This window comes from Pseudoalteromonas holothuriae (assembly GCF_945859825.1).
Classification (GTDB): domain Bacteria; phylum Pseudomonadota; class Gammaproteobacteria; order Enterobacterales; family Alteromonadaceae; genus Pseudoalteromonas; species Pseudoalteromonas holothuriae.
In genome coordinates this window covers 8,654-29,000 of record NZ_CAMAPC010000031.1, presented here as the reverse complement: position 1 = coordinate 29,000, position 20,347 = coordinate 8,654, and the positions used below count along the sequence as shown (strand labels likewise).

The following is a 20,347-nucleotide window of genomic DNA, read 5'->3' as shown; positions in this document are numbered from 1 at the left end:
TAGTATGTAGCATGAGAGTTACCTCTTATATGTTTTGATTTAAAGATTCGACACCTTTTATCAAAACGGGTAACTCTCACTTTTTCAAGTTGATGTGTCAGATCTTGTCTGAACTAATACAGCTAATTCAATAAATTGTTCGAGTGCGTCGCTAAGCTCGGCGACACCAGCAGCACTGACTGACTCACCATTGAGGTTATTTGAAATAACTTGGCTAAGAGATGCTTCATCTAATCCTTTGGCGTCAGATTCATTCAATGAAGTCAGTTTAGTGAGGTTTTTTCGTAACCGAGACGCCCCAACTTGCGATGGTGCCCCTTCAGGCAAGCTTGCCATTGTGTTGACGACCTCAAGGTAAGATTTAGCAAACAAGGTTGCAAGCGCCGAGGTATCCTGCTGCGTTTTGTTTAGGTTTGCTTTAAGTTCAAATGTACTGGGGAGCTTGTCAACGAGCTGGTCGTTCGCTTTATCTATCTCTACTTTTAAGCGTTCACGCGATTCATTCACATTCTGAGCAGCTTCAGGTGATCCTTCAGGTTGGCCATCTGGCGCCCCTTGCCGATTGGTCTGTTGATAGGTTGGTAAGCTTGCTCCCACCAAGTTTTGTAGAGACTTTTTCAGGTTCATCATGGCATTATGTAAAGGTAGTAAGCGCGCTTTTTGTTCATCTGACAACTGCCTTGACACATCATCTATGGCTTTAATCGATTCACTGATTTGGCTCACGTTCATCGCGTGTGGTTTCACCTTGTTGATAGTGCTTAGCATAGAGTCCATTGACTGTTTTAAGCGCTCAGCCTGTTGTTCAGGGGTCAATTCAACGGGTGGCTCTGCATTTTTTTGCTCGTCTGACTCTGTACTTTGCTCGTCTGACTCTGTACTTTGCTCGTCTGACTCTTTGCTTTGCTCGTCTGACTCTTTGCTTTGCTCGTCTGACTCTTTGCTTTGCTCGTCTGACTCTTTACTTTGAACTCGATCAAATACCTTAAAAACCGCATCAGAGCTTTCTTTTAACTGGGTGGCTGAGTTATAAAGCTCTCTTGTGCCTCCCTCAAGTGTGTCCCCTGCTTGAATTTTTTCTCGTATTGCTTCAGTACGAGCTCTAGGTGCAGGATAGTCTTCGGGCTTATTAAATCCAGCAGCAGCGTAGATACGCTGCTTAATTTCTTGCGCAAAGCCATCGTAATAACTCGATAAATCATCATCATTCATCGCATATGCTGCGGTTTCTAAGTTATCAACTTGTGTAAGTAGTTGCTCAAGCTTATCGACATCATCAAGGTGTAGGGTGCCATCTTCACTCAACGTTGACACGCTCTGCTCTATTGCCTCAACGGCCGTGCGGATACTTTGCATGTTTTCGGTGTCTTCACCTTCAACGAGCGCATCAGCACTGTCTACATCACCAGTGACTTTTTGCAATACCTCAACGCGGTTTATATTGTTTTCAACTTGTTTGAGGTTGTCTGAGTCTCGCTGCATGACTTCACCTTTTATTTCATCAAGCAGCGCCTTATATTTTTCAAAGTCATCATCATTACCTAAGTCAATACTGCCAAACTTTAACAATGCATTGATGAGCGCGCCCAAAAAACCATCCAAAACCCCGCCATGCCCATTAGACTCTTTGGCCAATGTTTCAGCGTCTTTGATCATTTTATCTATGTCAGATGCGGTGATATCGTCAGGCTTTTTACCCAATGAATTAGCAAGCTCAGATTGAATGCTCGCTTTGCTCGCCTCATTGGCTTCCTTTTGCTTTTTTAAGGCTTTGTCGCGCGATTGTTGCTTACGCTTGGCAAGATCAGTTTTGATTTTTGATAACCGCCCGGTTTTAGCTGGGCCGGATGTAGATTTAGTCATGTTAATTCCTAGTGTTAGGGCGTGGGTCGCTTTTACAAGTCAATGGCAAATATGGGTTTGCACACCAACCTAAAGCACCCAACGTGAGATAGACTCGTTAACGTTTACAGCAACGAGCATTAATTGGGTTATTAGAAAAGGAGCAAAGCGTGACTTGTTTTAAAATATAACAATCACGCCTACTCCCAAATGAAATGGCCTAAGCCCTCGGCACCTGTGCAGACACCCCATCACGGTGGCTCACTGTCTACTTCTACCAACAACGTGTTGGTTAACCGTCATGGTCGTGTTTATAAAGGCGCTTATATTCAGACACAGTCAACGACACCGTTTTGACAGTGTGAGTAAAAGTAATGTGGTGGATAATTTTCAGACAGGTTGGAGGAGGTGGATTAATGGATTGATAAGCCTTTGTTGACGCTATGTATCAGAGCGCCGCTGGTTCATTTTGCAGTTGCGGTTGCGGGGTAACTGCATTCTTAAGCGCGTATGTGACTGCGCTGACTAGTTCAGAAAAGCCATCATTATCTCCTATGCTATAACGGCTTCCTCCATTCTCCGCGTCATCAAGAACTGTTTGACCGACCAGCGACTCCATTTTGGTTTTAACCCACTGCTGATCAGATGCGTCTGTTAGTCTAATTCGTGTTTGGTCACCATAGTTATAACTACTGTCGACCGAACGGGCATATTCACGGGTAATCCAACTAGCGAACTGCTCTACGCCAGTCACATCCGACAGAACATTAAAATTAGCAAGGTCTTTTATACTATCAACTATTCCGCTTAAACCAAGCATTCCACTGGCTAAACTGATAACCCCTTCAATCCAGTCCTTCCCAATTCCAGCAACACCTGTTAAGTCCGATAAAACTACTTTTGTAACACCAACAATCAAGCCAATTAGGCCTTGACCGTATTTATAAATACGAACTAAGGCTCCTGTGTTCAAAAAACCGCTAACTGCACCCTTAAGCTCTTGAGAAACATTCTCTTGACCTTGAGCATTACTCACAATTGATTCCAATCGGTTTATGCCTTCTCTCGAATAATATATATGCATCAGCCCCCGAGCCGCTATAAGAACACTAGAAATCACATCTGGTATTTTAGCCGCCAGTCCAGTCCAGTCTACTGATTTTATAATACGAATTGATAGCTTGACAATCTCATGCAATACCGCCATGCTACCTCGCATCGAAATGCTTCCTGAAAAAGTTTTTCCACTTATATCCGAATGTATGACCATATTTCGTAGCTCTTGCTCCATAGTCGTAGCAAGCTGCAGAGCGCCTGATGCAATCTCAGAGCTGTTGGCATTTTTTGAATGTGGCGAGTCTTTCGCCTCACTGCTGTCTGTTTCAGTCGTAGCATGAATTAAATTAACAATTGCCGTTACCAAGCTATCCGTCCATGAAGGACCCGCAATACCAACAAAACTGTCTATAGCTAATCTACCATATCTGTACCCCTTACTAGTTCTACTCTTAACTATTCCGACTAGATTTCCTCCCGATTGCAATCTATCCAAAATATCACCAAGTGAGTTTACTTCCTGTGTAATCAAATTATTCAGCGCACTACCATCTGATTCCTGAAATTTTTTCCACGCATTACTAAACTCTTCATCCAGTAAATTTTTTAATAATCGATATATTTTCTTCTGATCATCTGAGAGCGTGTTAGCATTATTAATCGCATTATCATAATTTGCACTCCCTTGATCAAGATAAGTCGTTACTGGAGCCGATGGGAAATCTTGTTGGTTATCAATTCCTTGAATAGTGGCTCTCAAAGCCTTGTATTTCCTAGTGTTATCGTCATTCAACCAGCTATCTAGAGCGGAGAGCATTGTACGTTCTATGGCGATCTTGATATCATTTATCTGTATATTTCCCGTAAATCGCTCTCTTAGTTCTTGCGAATGGAATGGCTTGACCTTTTTAGACGTACCTAAACTAGGTTCAAACACAGCGCCTGCTTCAATGATCTTATTTATTAACTCGCCATCCCTTGCAACAACACTGTTCGGCGCTCTACCTTGTAGTTTGTCTTTTATTGCCTTTGCCAGTTCTCTTCTATATGTGTCTTTCCCATTTTCTTTTCGCTTTTCTCTTAAACTAGCTGTGCTTTGTGTTAGCATTTTAAACTCCTAACTGTCTTTAACTTGAACAAATTATTGTTTGATTAATTCCATCATTTTGGTCTACCCCGCGTTAGAGAACACAACGTTCAATGCGTTGCAGTCTTTGTAATAAGGTTTTTTTATTTATCACGCGTTATTGCTAGCGCAGGACGCTAGTCCGTGTTCCAAAAAGTCATGTTTTGGCTCCTCGGTGTAAGAATGTGATTGAGGCTGATAGCCTCGGTTGGGTTATGCTAGAAAGATCCTGACCTGCGTCATGGTGACGACTGTTGTGTCACGGTGACGATTTTTACAGCACGATGATGCTGTTTGATTCAGGGTGACAACTTTTGTAAGGCCCTGACCTGCGTCAGGATGACGGCTGTTACGCCACGGTCACAATTGTTGCGTCACAGAGATGATTTTTACATCACGATGATGCTGTTTGATTCAGGGTGACAACTTTTGTAAGGCCCTGACATGCGTCAGGGTGACGGTTGTTGTGTCACGGTCACAATTGTTGCGTCACAGTGACGACTGTTGTGTCAGGATGACGAATTTTAAGTCAGGACCTTATTGGGTGCTTACCTGTTGGCGTCGCAACTAAACTTTAGCTTTGTAAACCACAATTAAGCCCAGTTTTTCAAGCTTAGATACATCTCCTTGTGGCGTTAAGGTCCAGCGTGCGCCGTCTTGCCCCACTCTAACCGAATTGGTGAGTAAAATGCCTTTGTTACGCAGTATCATGGCATCATCCCCATTGAGCGTTAGGTTAACTTGCTCATCGTTTTCGGTTTCCATGTAGGTGTAAATGGCGTCTATTTTATCGCCATGCATGCCCGGTAGGCGCACTTTGCTTAAGTTAAGCGTTAACTCCTCGCTTTGTTGGTGTACCAAGTCATAAAAATCGTTGGCAAATAACTGTGCAATATCTAGATAAACCGCTTTAGTGTATGGTTTTAACAACGCACGTACCTGATTGGCGTATTCGTTACCACCATTTTTAGCGGTGTAATCTAGCTCGATTTTTACGTCTTTTATCTGGTTGATATCAAAGTTACTTTGTGCCCCTGGTATTTCCAGTTGCCAGTTAGAAACCGCACCGGTGCCTTCAAACGGTAAGTAACGCGAGTCGGCAAAGTTAAGCTCAAATACACCGCTGCTTTGCTGCGTGTATTGGTCTAACTGCGAGACGGCAACATGCTGGTTGGGTCGCCAATTGCTACGTATCGACAGCGGTGCTGTGCCCTCTGGGCTAAGCAAATGTTTCACCGCGTTCACATCAGGTTCCATAACCGTTTTATGGCTTTGTTGCGTTAATATCGCATTCACGGTGGTGCCATCACCGGCTTCAATTTGCACCTTCACGGCTTTTATCTGACGACAGTAATGACTTGGAAAGTCATAAGCAAACATCTCTTCAGTCAATTTAAACTGACATAAGCGTTTGTGCTTTAACGTCATCAAAGCGATTGGGTCCCATTGCGCCAACGATATGGTTTTGGTCACTTCGTGGTCGCGCTGATGAGTGTCTAAATGGGCTTTTTCTAACTCATGTAAGTCAACACTAAGCTGATTTGCTGATTGATGACCCAGCTTACTGCTATCCCAGTAACGGTGCATACCTTGAATGTGGTCACGCTCAGCGTTGGTTATACCACGCTCAAAACGATACGCCACTTCGGATGCTTTGGCGTAATCATGGGCCAGTTTAAAGGCGCGGTCGTGCGCTTTCATTAAGCGCCCTTTCATCCATGCATACAGTGCCGCATTAGTAAATTTAGATTGTAAAAAATAAGCCACTTGCGCGTTGTGTTTCACTTCTTGATCATGTACCAATAGCTCATTTTCAATCGACTTAATGTTTTCATCAGCCCCTTGAATTTGTAGCTTCAGTTCATTTTCTTCGTGCTCAGTGGTGGTTCTTTGCATTTGCCAATCACGCATCGACAACTCATGCTGCGCCACAACCGCGTAAGATTCTGCGTTATAACTGAGGATCTCAGAGCGCGTTTGCGCTATTTTTGCGCCAACACTGGCCACCGCTGCAGCAATTTTGCCTAGGTGCAAGGTGGTGCCCATAGAAAACGGTGAGCCCAACTTTAATTCACCAATGGCTTCGAGCGCCGAAGCCGCCCCTTCTAAGCCAACCGACAAATAGAGCATGTCGCCTGCTTCATCAAAGCTTTCAAGCTGTTTAACCTCGGATGCTAACCAGCCTTTTTCGTCATCAATAAACTCCCCCACAGACACGCCTGGCGTGTGCGTTAGCCAGCTGTCATACTCCGTTTTTTGATAATTCGCCCGTGCTAGGTTTTCTTCTAAGCCTTGTTTACTGAGGTTTGCCTCCTCAAGTCGCGCTTCAATCGCAGCGCGGCTCTTATCTAAGATCACCCCTTCATGTTTTTGCTGCAACTGAGAAAGCTGTTCAGCCTCAAGCTTTTCAATGGTGCCTAGCAGCTCGCCATCAAACTGACTGACTTGTGCCACTAACTCTTTGGCTTTGGCTAGCATAAAGTCAAAGCGATAATATGGCACGGCTGCCGATAACCCAGCAATGGCAGAGGCAACACCGCCGCCACCTGCTACGGCATTCACCAACGCCATGGGGTCAATGGGCGGCTGGAACAACGGCAGTGGTTGCTTAATGCCATTAATATCAAGACACTGGCGAATTTTATGTAAGCGGTCTTCAACTCTGTCCCAGTATTTAAGCAAGTGTTGGTTTTCAGGCACATGGAAGTAGCTGTTGGTTACACTCTCATGCACACGACCGGCAAAGTTCAAGCTGTGTTCAATAACACCGCCGTCCACGTCAAATAGCACATCATATCGGGTGCGCTCATCCGTGTCGGCGCCAAGGGTTTGTAAACCAGAATAATTTGACGAATCACTGAGCACTAAATCGCCAAGATTGTCAGGTCGTTTACCAAGCATGTCGTAGGCAAGCATGTATAACATGCGTGCTTCATTGATACTCTCGCGTGTGTAGCGCCTAAACAGTGCATCAGCCCAATCTATGAGGTTGTCTACATAACCCATCACGATATTTCTGCGATAAGCAATGGTGCGCAGCCCCGCAATGGTATGGGGATCAAACGGGTCTTCTAGATATGCGCGTATCTGCGCAGCCTGAGTTTGCATACTGGCAATACGTGCAGGTAGTTTTCTCACCAATGGCAGTATTTCTTGCTTAACATGGTCAACAACCTCGTTATCACCGGCATTAAAGCTTGTAAGAGCCAATTCAAACGGTATTAAAGCCGTGGTTATATTCGCGTTCACCCCCGCCGAAAATGTAGCATGACCTTGTTTAATCGCATCAAGTTGCTCAGGTGTTAAGCGCTGCCCTTTAAATAACGGGTTAAGTGGCTCAAGTGCATTAATAAATGTATTGGTTGTAGCTGTTAGCTCCGTCACTTCTTTAAGCTGTGCCAGTTTAGCAACGATTGCGTCGATGTCAGATGACACAAACGGCAAAAAATGCCAGTTGTCGGATGCGCTGCTTGGGTCAAAAATCGTTTGATACCAGTGTTTGGCCGCTTCAAACTTTTGACTCTCTGACAAGGTTTGCGCTACCAATGCTGACAAATGATAGAACAACTCCCAATAATAAATACCATTGGCATGCCTGAACTCTAAATGCGAGTCGCTCGGTACATTGTCGTTATCGACGGCCTCAGCATTAACGACAATGCGCGTATCATCAGTTGCCACACTGCCATCTTCATCATCGAGCATAAACCTCGGTGTTTCATCCATTAGCTGCGTTGGCAGCTCCAGCAAACCTTCAACACCACCACTGTAAAACTTTCGTGCTATTTCACTGCCTGTCATAGATGACAGACGTAAAATATCGTATTTGGCGCCTGATAAATCAGGCAGTAACCCAGCAAGATTCGACAAATCCAAATATTTGCCGTTGGCAACAACGCGCGTATGGCTACCATGGTTATACATCAGCTTAATTTGTCCAAGATGTGTTACACCCAACGCATCTTTAATGCTTTGATGTAATATCATAGGCTTGCCATGCACCACTTGGCCTAGGCTATTAACGCGATTAAATAGCTTAGCACTGCCGCGCCCACTGACATACACTGTGTCGTCATCGCTGGCAAAAGCAAACTGCAAGTCAACTTCGCGATTGCCGCTGAGCTGATATACACCATCTTGGTTTTGTGCAATACGTTTGGGATAGCCCGCATCGGCTGCTACATCCGTATCACTCAAGCTAGTGAGCGGCTTTTGAAGTAAATCATCCAGTTCAGAGAGGTTACTATAGCGATAGTAGTGGTCTCCTGTTAGAAGGTAGATAACGTTATTCTTTGCAAAAACCGCGTCAATCTGCCCGTCATTGGCTTTAAGCTCATTGCGTGCAGGGCTCCAATTGGTGTTGTACGGCTGCACCGTATTTATGTTATCTGGAACACGATACCCCTCATCCTCATAAAAACGCCCTCCACCTTTAACTTTGCTACAATCAAACGCGGCTTTAAACCCTGTATAATCCGAGCTATGGTCTGTTGTTATTGATATAGGTCCAAACCCTTTTAATGCACTAATGTCATTGAAGTTGGCGTAGAACACGCGCCTATTACCAGCCGTTACAACAATCTTATCGTCAACGTTGTAAGCCGAATCTATCTGTGCTCCATAAATAAAGTGCTCCAACGAATCTAAGTAAGGGGAATATTGATCACTATTTTGTACATCGTCTGTGATCAGGTTTATCAGTGCTTGCATCACAAAGTCAGTTCGTCGAATGTAACCATCGTTTTGTAATACATAGAACCCATTGTTGTAGTAAAACGCACTCGTAATTGCAGTGCTAGCACTGTGAGAAGAGGCTTCACGGACTATAGATGAGCGACTGGTACCAAGCTTATCCAGCTTGTAATTCGTTGTTTGACTATATAGTTTAAACCTCGAACCCCCTAACTCGTCGGTAAAATACAGCGCATTGGTTTCTTGATGGAATCGCCTTACCTCATTACCGCCATCATTTATTACTTCTACTTGATAGAATACATGTCCAGCATAAGTAAACCCCTTGCTCATATCATTCGGGCTGACTAAACCGCCATTATCGGTTGTATTATGAAAACTCTTTAATCGGTTGACTAATTGAGTTTTTTGGGTAACCGGACCGTATTCTTTGATGTCACGATAATCGTAAACAAGGTAAATTGTACTATCGTACTCAAACACCCCGGTTATTTTACTGACATCAAACAGTGCATCCGTCATCTTAGCCTGAGGCCACAATGGATAAGGCATCGCAGCCATATTGCCATTACTATCCACGGTGCCCCACAGCTTACCTTGAACAAAGTAATTGTTGCCACCATTATGAAACGCACCACTTACTTGCTCTTTTGGTAAATGTATAACGTCTTTATCTTGCCCCAGTATTTTCGGGTAGCCAGTATCAGCTTGAAGTAAATCGTGCTCCTGCCCCTCATTTAAGGTAAATCTTATGTAATCTTTATCACTAAATAGATAAACGGCACCTTTTCCTGAAACTGCATTAGGTGCATACAGCGCTGCATCAATATTCGTTCTGATATCTTGGCGAACTCGACCCCAATACTCACTGATCTGCTTAGCACTGCTGGGCGCAGCGTTACTGACTAACTCCTCATCAGATAAACGCACAAATTGCCCCTGCCCTGTATTACCGCCAAACCAATAGGTTTTATCAGCTGCGGTATTATATACAGCCTGTTGTGCAACACTGCTGTTAAACCAAGAGCCTAGATCGTTGGCTTCTTCAACCTCAATATTACCAATAGTAGGCTTACACAAAAAGCTGCCGCCTTTGTAGTCAAAACAAAGCCATGACAGGTTTTGCCCACTGTTATCTGGCACGTTTAATGCCACGGGCTGCTGAATACGGCTGCTGTCTTCTTTTGGAAAAAGCTTCTCGAACGTACCAATTCCCGAGTTTATCCAATTGAAATCTTTGTCCGCAGCTTTATTGCTTAACTCAACACTTTGATTAGTCTGTGGCGTAAACTCAAAACGGGTGTGATTCTCATAATGCGTCACTGGAATAAACGCCGAATGGCTCAATTGCTCATTTTGCGGACTCTTAATTTGACCACTGCTGTCTTTACTCTCAAAAGCCGAGACTTCAAGGTTGTGCTCATAATACAAAGTGTGTTCAGCATCGCTACCATTTGCTTGATAAACAAGGTTAAAGCCATTACCCGTTGATGCTTTTCGCAACATCATGGTGCGATGTATTTGAGGCGTTATATCTCGCTCAATATGCTGATGTACATTGCCTTTGATAGACCAAGCTTCACTGCCCTGCACTGCCATATAGAAGTAATAAGGGCTCTGTTGATAGTCACGAATAATGTAAAAGCCGTTTTTCTGGGTATCTTTGCCGTCAGTGCCAAAAGGCAACATGCCCTGCAAATAAATCGCGGGCAACTTATCCCCAGGGATGACTCGCTTCATTTTTAGCCTAGACTTGTCGCTTTCTTCCTGTGCTGGTGCTGCATAAAGATAGTAATCGCCCTCTTCAGACACCGCTTTAAAGTACAAAGTTGGGTGATTATGCTCAAAATGTGCCAAACGGTTAACTCTCACGACCTCATCTCTGAGCTTTTTCAAATCGACGGTTTGATCATCTTCAAGCACAGGTAAAATTTCATTTTCTAAGCTACTAAAACATTGGATCTCTATTTTATCTAACCCACCCGATGTTTTACTTTCTTGATGTTGAAAGCTCAGATAATGGGCCGATACCTTTTCTTTGAACGCCTTTTGATAATTTAACTGCTGTGGTGTCGACCACTGCTGGTTGCTATTTAAGGTTGAGTAAAAAAACTTAATCACACTTTGCGTGGCACTATTGGTTTTCTGTGTATATGAAGTATTACTCTCGTTATTTGCGCGGATCTCGACTTTGCTATTTTGTGCTCCCACCTGAACTTGTTCAACACGCGTCCAAAAAACAAAAATTTTGTTTTGAATGAAAACGGGGTAAACCCTCTCGGCATCAATCGCAATATTAACACTCTGCCAAGGTCGCCACACTACTTCACTGGTTTGCCCCTCTACAAAGGTTGCAGTTCGATAATAGTAAGTCATCGGCTGCGTTTTAGTGTGAGCAAATAAGATCACCTCTTTATCGGCACTGTTATTCGGGTTGTCATACACATACCCACCAGCAATAGTCAAATTTGACACTTGAGCATAGCTGTCAACATACTGACCGAATGCTTTGTTCAACGTGTCATTATTTAAGTTACCCTGTGATATTGCCTCTTCAAAGCGCGTAAATAACTCGGTTTTAGTATCCCTCAATTCGGGGCGAATGTAGTTCTCTGGATATAAGAAAACCTTACGATTTGCCTCCCACACGCGGTAGTTTTTAAACCATTCCCAGCGCTCTTTTAACGCTTTGCGAACGTGTTCATTATGACTTTCACCTTTTAATTCAACTTGCTCTAAGTTTAAGAACAATCTATGAAAGTACAGTTGTACCGCACCTATCGCCTCTTTGACTCGCGAGGTTTCCATACACTCGCTCATTTGCACATCAATGAGCAGCTTTTCAGACAAATCTCTCTCATCGAAGATCTCATCATCTTTGTGCAAAATAAATGGCACCATCGCATCTCGTTTGAGTATATTCAAACGATTATGGATCTCGCTTTTCAATATCTTCGCCTGAGCATCTTTGCAATGCTTGCCTGTTAAGTAAGTCAGTAACTTATCAGCTATCGCTTGATTACGATCAAAGTGATATTTAACCCCATCAACCTCAAATAACTCACCGTCTACTTTATCTTGCGCCATATAGCGCGGCATATAGATATCCTGATACACTGATTTAGCACTTGTTCTAAGCCGGTGTGCGAGTGCAAAAATTTGATTGACGCGGTCCAGCCATTCTAAAGTAACAAACTGCTCATAATCACCTTGGTTTGGCAAAAAACCATTTTTTCGTTTCAACCAAGTCAAGTCCTCAAGATCCCAATCATACATGGCCGCTATTTTTTCAAAAGGCTTATCAACATAGCCTCCGTGATGCTTAAACATCGCTGTTAAATCATGCTCATCAGAAGCCTTTTCATTGAGCTTCTTAAAGCTGCTGATCAAGGCTAAATCTTGTAAACGATAATCAGCCCATCGACCCCAGCGAGAAGCAAAGGTTTGTGGATACAATAGGTCTTTATGCGGGGTATACAAACAGTGATATTGGCCTGTCGGATAACGTACAAAGTTGCCATTCAGAGATGGGCCTTCACCAATATTTGCCCCATTTTGAACCAAGTAAGTGTGTCCTGCAAACGTAAAGGCTCCATTCACACCCTGTTGAAACTCTTGAGGTAATTGTTTAAACACTTCGCTTACGTGCTGAGGAAATCCGGGCTCAAAATATAGCTGTTCGGTATCAGCATAGCGCAATACTTGATCGCCTTTTATGATGTATAGACGGCCTAAATCATCAACAAACGCTCCATCAAAAACACTTTGTGACAAACCACCTTCTAGCTCACCCATTGATGATTGACACAAGGGGTTAGTCAAAGATTCAGTGTCGATTTTCCAATCACTCGCAATGACCTTGGCGATACTTGGCATGGTTAGCTCAACATACTGTTTGCCTTTAAACAAATACAAGTGACCATCACGGCCAACCGTTGCACCATCAATATCACAGTGGAAGTCGGCATGTAGTTGCCCACCTTTACCGATATCAGTCAGTAAACTCTGTGCTATTGATTTGGGGTAGCCCTTGTCGGGATGTTCATAGTCACAGTTTGAATAACGCAGGTATTTATCTTTACTAAACAAATAGGTCGCGCCCTGATAAGTGACTGCGGCATCGATTGACTCAGTTCTATCAAATAGGTTAGGTAAATGGGCCAACATGTCCAAAGTAACGGTTCTTCTACTATGCTCACTAAACACGAAGCATGAGTCAGGCTCATTGTTGCCATGATTAAGGAACAAATAGGTTGAGTGACCATTGGAAATAATGCCGTTGATAATGGTGTGGCTAATGATAGCCGGCTCACCATGACATGATGGCATCTGCTCAGCATTCTCATTCGACGTATACTGCTTCACAATGTGCGAAATGGTTGTCGCAAAAGAATCTGGTAGTTTAGTAAAGCCTGGCTCTTTATTTAGTTCTGTTTCAATGAACTTTGGATATCCCTCATCCATATGGCAATAATCGTCACCCGTGTAGCGGATATAACGGTTACCTGAGAATAAGTAAGTGTACCTACTTTGATAAACAAAGGTCGCATCAATGTTGGTGAATACCGACTTTACAACGCCTAAATAGTCTTTATATTCCCTTTGTGCTGTCAGACTTACACCTTGTTGGTCTAAGTCGTATAGCAAACTTTGGAAACAATGTTTACCCAAAAAGTAAATTCCATCCATAGCGTCACCATCAGGAACAATCACTGAGCGTGGATGAATATATACCCCCTGCAAATGATCAAAAACCTGCTCTTCACATTCAAGGATGTCTCCCCATAGATCTGCTATTGAAGCTGGTTTAGTCCAATGAGCAGTATTTGGGTCATAATTCACATATTCGCGCCCTTTAATAAATACCAGCACCTCTTTTTGATGACACTCAGAACGATTATTACGTCGTCTAAAGCCATCACTCTGCATCGTAGTTTTTTGCAATTGCGATTTGTTGAGTATTGCATCAGGCATCAACCAGCCATGATCCTCTAAATACTCGGGCATCTGCCAATCATGGTTATTTAAATAATCGACTTTAGTCTTGTACATCCCCTCGCCATCGCAGTGCTCTAGCATCGCATAGCGTCTATTGCCCGCTTCATCTGGGTGTTCAAGTAAATAGGTGATGCCATCAGCAGTGTAGGCAATATCAACACGGTGCAAACCAAAATCATCAGACACACTTCTAATGCCAAGCTCAGTATTGTCAGTCCAAACAGGTGTATTTGGCGTTAAAAACGGGTCGACTTGCTCATCGTAAATCACATATTGCCCACCACTGAACACGTACGTTTTATTGTCATAATGGATCACACTGTCGATGTGATTGTGTTTTTCGATGTTATTAGCAACTTTGGCCCACTTATCGGCGACACGCTCACCCTTATCTAACTGTTTATCGTAGTAATAGGCATGTTCACCTTGCTCAGCAGATTTAAAGTAGTAGGTGTTACCATCAGCACCTTCAAGCACCGTTGTCAACGCAGTCTGATCTTCTTCATGTAACAGCTCTATTAAGGTTGGAGCGCTATCGTTAATGCCCAGCTGATAACCTTCCAAGCTTGTAAACTGTGCCCAGTCGGAGCCATCACACATGTATATATGGCCGTTTTCCATTAACACGCATTGAACACCATCAATTTTATTAAGATTAAGGGCATACTGCGCATTAACCAGTCGGCTATGTGAAGCGTCCAAGTGCGGTTGCATCTGCCTGTCGTATTGACTGTCATTTTGTGTCGATACCACTTCAATGCGATTGTCGATAAACAAATACACATTACGCATATCGGCAAATGCGGCGTCTAGACGTGCAAGCCAATGCACATCTTGCTCTAAGAGCACAGATGATGTCTCATTAAAATGCTTAAAACGAGGCTCATCTTTGAGTTTAGTAATAGGCTTAGGGTAATCCGCGTCGAGCGTTGTTAACCATTGTGACGATTCAGCAACACGACTGTCGTTAAATTCACTGCGATAGCGATAATACCTATCACCACTAAACAAGTAGCTATATAGTCGAGTATGAATGATTTCATTGTCATTCACGTCAACTTCTTTCTCTTGGGCGATTAGAGACATCGCAGCCGTGACGATAAAGTCAGCACATGGCGTCATGCCTTGTTCGAGTGCATTTTGGGCAAAGCCCAAAGAGGTACTTTTTGGATAATGCGCATCAATTTCACAATAATGCGCATCAGAGAAGCGAACATATTGACCTGCACTAAACAGGTAAGTTTTACCGGTTTTATCACTGAATGCGGCGTCAATTTTATAGTGAAACGCATCAGGCAAAGCAGGCCATTTATCTGCGATTAATTCAGGCTCTGCCCACCAACGATTAACATGGTCGAAATAGGTAAAATAGCGTCCGCTGAATAGATAGGTTTTTTTATCAGGCGCATTAAATACAGCATCAACACCTTTAAACTGCTTTTGTGCATCAACGTCATCCCCAGTCCAACTATCTGGTAGATTCCACCAATGACTGGCTGTTTCTTGCTGTGCTTTGGGATAACCTTCATCCGGTGTGCGATAGTCGTTAGTAACATAACGTATGTACTGCTTATGATCGTCAATTTGACCAAATAGATAAGTTTTACCATCCATCACAAAGGCAGCATCAATGGTTTCTAAGCCATGCCAATCATCGGCAATGGGCTTTGGAAACCCGGCATCAACCACACTTAAATCTGTACCACTGAACCGGTAATACAGGTTGTCAACAAATAAGTATACTCGCCCATCTAATCCAGTGAGTGCTGCTGAGACATTGAAAAACTCCCCATCAGCACCGCTATTGGCTATCGTCTGTGTATTGTTTGGCCAAATGTCTTTTGTTTTGCTCACTACTAGCTGTGCAGGCATATCGCCCAATACCACAGTGTATTCGCCTTTGAATAGATTTAACTTGCCATCATGACCTACAAAAGCCGCATCAATACCTTCTAAAAATGCCAGCATATTGGTTTCAAAGCGATAACCATCGGTAGAGTTAAGGCCCATACATGCAAGAAGATAATCTGTAATTTCCAGCGGATAGCCAGACACAATTTCTAGTTCTGGATTTTCAATGCAATCTTGGTAGGCAAACACCTGATCGCCAGAGAATACCGTCACTACATTCTGCATGAAAGGGTCAGTTCCGTTCTCGCCAGACTCCTCGCTACCTTCACTCGCCAAATCATTAACAAGCAGTGGATTTTTACCCACGAAACAGGCATCAACTCGATGACCTTCAGCTAGGCGATTTCTAACCTTACCCCATACGTCACTAATTGCACGACGCGTTTGTGGTGCATCACTGGTGACAAAATAGTCATCTTTAAAAAAGTAAGTTTTGTCGTCTAGACCTTGAAAAGACGCGTCAATGTGACAATCAAAAGTCTTATGCAACGCCTCACTTTGTCCTTCTTCAGACCAGCTCTGCGCTATTACCTTCGGATAGCCAAGGTCCGGTTTTTTAATATTTTGCGGGTCGGAGAACTTCACATATTGACCGCCACTAAACATAAATATGGCGCCCGTTGTGTCTGTATAAATGGCATCAACTTGACTAAAATCTTCATACTCCATGTCGGTTTGACCCCACTTACGGGTCAACTTTTGCCATGGTTTTGCCATCAAACCGTGATTGCTATCATCTTTTTCAAGCTTCGGCGTCATCACGTAATATTCATTATCGGCGATAACCACATTACGACCCATTTTATCAACATAAGCCGCAACGACGTGGTCGAAAACGAGTCCACTTTGGGTATTACCAGTGAGTAAACTGGCAAGCTTATCATCGTCAGTCTCCACTCTTTCCAATGTTGATGCGTCATACTGCCAATAGCGAGCATAGCTGTCTTGATGTTCATCATTCTTGCTCAAGAATACATAAATGTAGCCATCCGTACTTTCTAGCAATGCATCAATCGTATCGATACGTTTGGTGTGACCACTACGCAGCATAACTTCAGGTAGTGCTAAGTTGACGGGAAACTTCTCCACTAAACTCTGATCTCGAAAAGCAATCGCAACCTCATCTTCGTTTAAGCCCATTTTTGCAGCAAACAAAGAAAATTGTTTAATCCTTTTCCAAGTGGATGAAAATAGGCTATCTGCTGGCATGACACTTAACGTATCATCTAACCCAACCGTTGAGATAATCGGTGCTAACCAATTTTCAATATGCTGACTATTATTAAACAACTGTTTACTAAGCTGCATCACCGTCATTTCTTTTAACGATAACGTTTGTGCCAGTGTACGATAGACTAAACGCTGCTGTTGCTCGGCAATAGACTGATGTTTTTCTATGATTGCACTTTGCAGCGAATGCGTATTTCGAGCAAGTTCATTGAGCACAAAGAATAGATCTTTGTTAAAGTCTAAGAAACCTTCAACTTCAAATGATAAAGCGTTGTTAGCATTTAAGAAAAAATCAACTTTATCAGGGTGGACTTCTAGACTCGGTTGTAAGTAACCTTGCTCCGTTAAATCACTGACAAGTTGGTCATACTGTACTTGTTCAAATTGCATCGACTCCAAACTTGCATGGGTGAATCGATAGTCATTTAACCCAGTAATGATACTTTGTATGCGCTCAAATACCGTTTTGTTATCGCTTGGCTTAAATGGCCAATGTACATCTAACTGCTCAGCGTTCGCGTCGTCAGAGAAAAAGCGCAGTGCGTCGGTCGTAAGTCTGCCATCAGTGAGGTAAAATTGACTAAATACAGCATATACCCAATCAGCAATGAGGTTGTCTGCTATGTCCTTAAAGTCTGACAGGCTAAATTCTTCAAATTGCTGTTTTTGCTTTGCAACTAAAGACTGTAATGCTGCAATGATCTGTTGCGTGTAAGGATAAAACTGTACTTCTAATAGGAAGTTATCTGCGCTTAACGCGATAATTGCCTGATTATCAACAATGTGCATTTGCTCATCAATGTAATCATTAAAATGCAGATTTTTGAGCAAGTCCTCTAGTTGACTCTCATCTAACTTAAGTTCTGAAAACACCCCTTTAGAGACTTTGATTTTAAGCTGCTTAAATTGCTTCACTCTCACGCTAATTAGAGAATAAACTTCATCAGCATGCGCTGTAATTTGAGAATTGATTTCGAATAGCGCAAAGTTCTCGATAGATTCAAATGTAGCCTTCTCAATGATATTGCCGTCGTTATCCAGATATCCGTTAAATATAAGGTTGTCATAAAGCTCGTTGCGCTCTTGGGCCAGCATCCCTAATTCATCTAAGTCAGAAATATGGAAACCGTCATCAGGATTAGTTACCACATGCTGTGTTATAAGATCATAAAGAGGCTGTTTAAACGCGCTGAAATTGGTTTGCAAATGGAAGTGTGCTTTATCTTGTGGAAAATCTGCTAACTGTAATGCACCATCGGTATTTAAATAGCCCATCAGCACTAGATTATCGAAGATCTTCTGCGCTACCTTCTCTTCTAATCCCAAGCCAAGAAAATCAGCTTGATCAATCATATCTAACTGCTCAGTCACTTTGAGTGAAGCTGTCTTTGCAGCATGCTCATCAAACAATGCAATTCGATTATCGCTGGACGCAACCAGTGTCCCTGACATGTCATTGTTCACTTCATGCACAATGCGAGCAGTGCGTTCATCAATCTCATTTGAAACATAGGCCATTGCAGATAACAGTTTATTTTTTACTTTCTGGTATAGGCGATCAAACCCTGCAATATCTTTTTCTGATTTACTATTTGTATTCACATAGGTTGTAGGATCTTTTAATTGTGCTTGCGTCAAAACAAGCTTGCGAGGCTCTTTATTACAAGTAATTGTAAGTAACTCTTTTGCAGAAAAACCATTATCTCTAATGTACTGCGCTACTCCTTGCAACGCTTGAATCAACCAGATGCGATCAGATACTGTGTGCGCGTGAAGTTCGCTTTCTCTTACAATATCAAAGCAATTTTTAGTATGACTCGCAAAGCGAAAGCAATCATATTTATACTGCATTTGGTTAATTACAGCGTCGTTCTCAAGTACGTCGAATAATGTGAAAAGTGATTCAATGGTTAACTCAAGACAATTCGCCAACGTCGTTACACGATACAGAGTATTGAGAAGATTAAACTCTTCATTAGGCCCGTACCACAGTTCAATGTAATCGTTATGATCAGTAATATGTTGGTTAAGACGAGAGCGAAATCCTGTCACAATCGTTTTGAGCTGTTTTTCAGAAATACCCAATTCATTAACGATACGGCGACGATAATTTTTATTGTCTAACGATAAAATATCGCCAATTTGCCAAGTAATTCTATCAAATCCTAGATATTGCTCTGGACGCACTTCACCAATATAGGATTTGTCTGACAGAGCACAAAGACCATTGAAAGTACGATTGAACAAATCTGAAGGTTGCACGTCTCTACCAAATCCACAATTGTTGATGCTACTAAACAATGTACAAACTTCATCTATTGGCTTAGCAAAACGCATATTCAATGTTTTAATGAAAGACAATGTAACTAAGGCAGCATGATCTAACGTGCAATTGCAGCAAGTTCGAAGGATCAATTCTAATGAGTTAAAGTCAATACTAATTGCATGCGACAAGCGAATAACACGGTATGCGCGATCTAGCCAACTAATCACAGACAAATCTGTAGGTATACCTTGGGACCAAACTAATTTATCTTGCTGCTCATTGAACTTGAACCAGCCCCCAAGACCTTGGTTCAAGTACAAATCTTCTAGTTTGACTTGTTGACCCAAGATATGGTTCGCTTGTTCTTCTATGTTAAGCGGTCCATAGACTAGGCATTCTAGCTGATTATGAGTTAGCCCCATCGCAGATTTCAGTTCACTAACATCAATCTCCTTATCTCCTGGCATACCAGAAAAATTACCATCTTCATTTATAGATAAGTTTTTTAGTATCGAAAGTTTGTGGCCAAAACTTTCTTTAATTATTTCCGCTATATCGGGGATTGTTAGATTAACTTTATTTAATAATACCCATGGTGTCGTCAATAAAACATTTAGATTACTAGAAAGACCTAATTGCTCTTTTGCAATTGTATAATTTCCCTGCGAGTTAAAACCACCTGCATATGTTTTGTATATCTCCTCAGAACTAACTGAAAGATACTCTAAATACAATTTCACTCTTTCATTATGATATTCAAATGGAAGTTGATTTGGCCAATCATTATTTTTCAATAAGTTAAAAGCTTTGGATTTTAAATCTATATTATTTACATCATTATCAACAAGTTTATTAACCTCAGCAATTAATCGTTCATTGACTATATCAAGATAGGGTAATAGGTCATATGAATTGTCGGCATCAAGCTTAATTTTTTCAATAATATCTTCGCGTCTTTGACCGAGCTTTTTAAGGTCATCAATGCTATCAGGGTTGGTTTCAACATCGACTAAATGAAGTAAATCAGTAAGATAAGCGGCTGGTGAATATACACTTCGAGCGTTATCACCTTGCTTAAAATTAAGTGGCCCAAATAGCTTTTCGTAATTGATTCTTTGGTCATGATTATTTGACACTGTTAACTCCTAAATTGGATTTACATTACACCTAAAAATAAAATAACTGTAAGAAATAAAAACCACATTTATATTTAAATACAATTATAA

Annotated in this window: 3 protein-coding genes; all 3 read right to left on the bottom strand. The window is 42.2% G+C overall.

Annotated elements, in window-relative coordinates; translation table 11 throughout:
• Positions 1-84: 84 nt before the first annotated feature.
• The gene (locus OCI93_RS20230; protein ID WP_261627178.1) at positions 85-1,863 is read right to left on the bottom strand and encodes a hypothetical protein; all 1,779 of its coding nucleotides are present in this window, start codon (positions 1,861-1,863) and stop codon (positions 85-87) included.
• A gap of 427 nt (positions 1,864-2,290) precedes the next feature.
• The gene (locus OCI93_RS20225; protein WP_261627177.1) at positions 2,291-4,006 is read right to left on the bottom strand and encodes a hypothetical protein; all 1,716 of its coding nucleotides are present in this window, start codon (positions 4,004-4,006) and stop codon (positions 2,291-2,293) included.
• 585 nt (positions 4,007-4,591) lie between these two features.
• A complete protein-coding gene (locus OCI93_RS20220) occupies positions 4,592-20,257 on the bottom strand; it encodes a Tc toxin subunit A-related protein (protein ID WP_261627176.1) in 15,666 nt (5,221 codons plus the stop codon).
• Positions 20,258-20,347 lie beyond the last annotated feature (90 nt).

What these genes read in the sequence shown, in the direction of transcription:
- OCI93_RS20225 (WP_261627177.1), bottom strand. Translation starts at nt 4,006, where the DNA reads ATGCTAACACAAAGCACAGCTAGTTTAAGAGAAAAGCGAAAAGAAAAT.
- OCI93_RS20230 (WP_261627178.1), bottom strand. Translation starts at nt 1,863, where the DNA reads ATGACTAAATCTACATCCGGCCCAGCTAAAACCGGGCGGTTATCAAAA.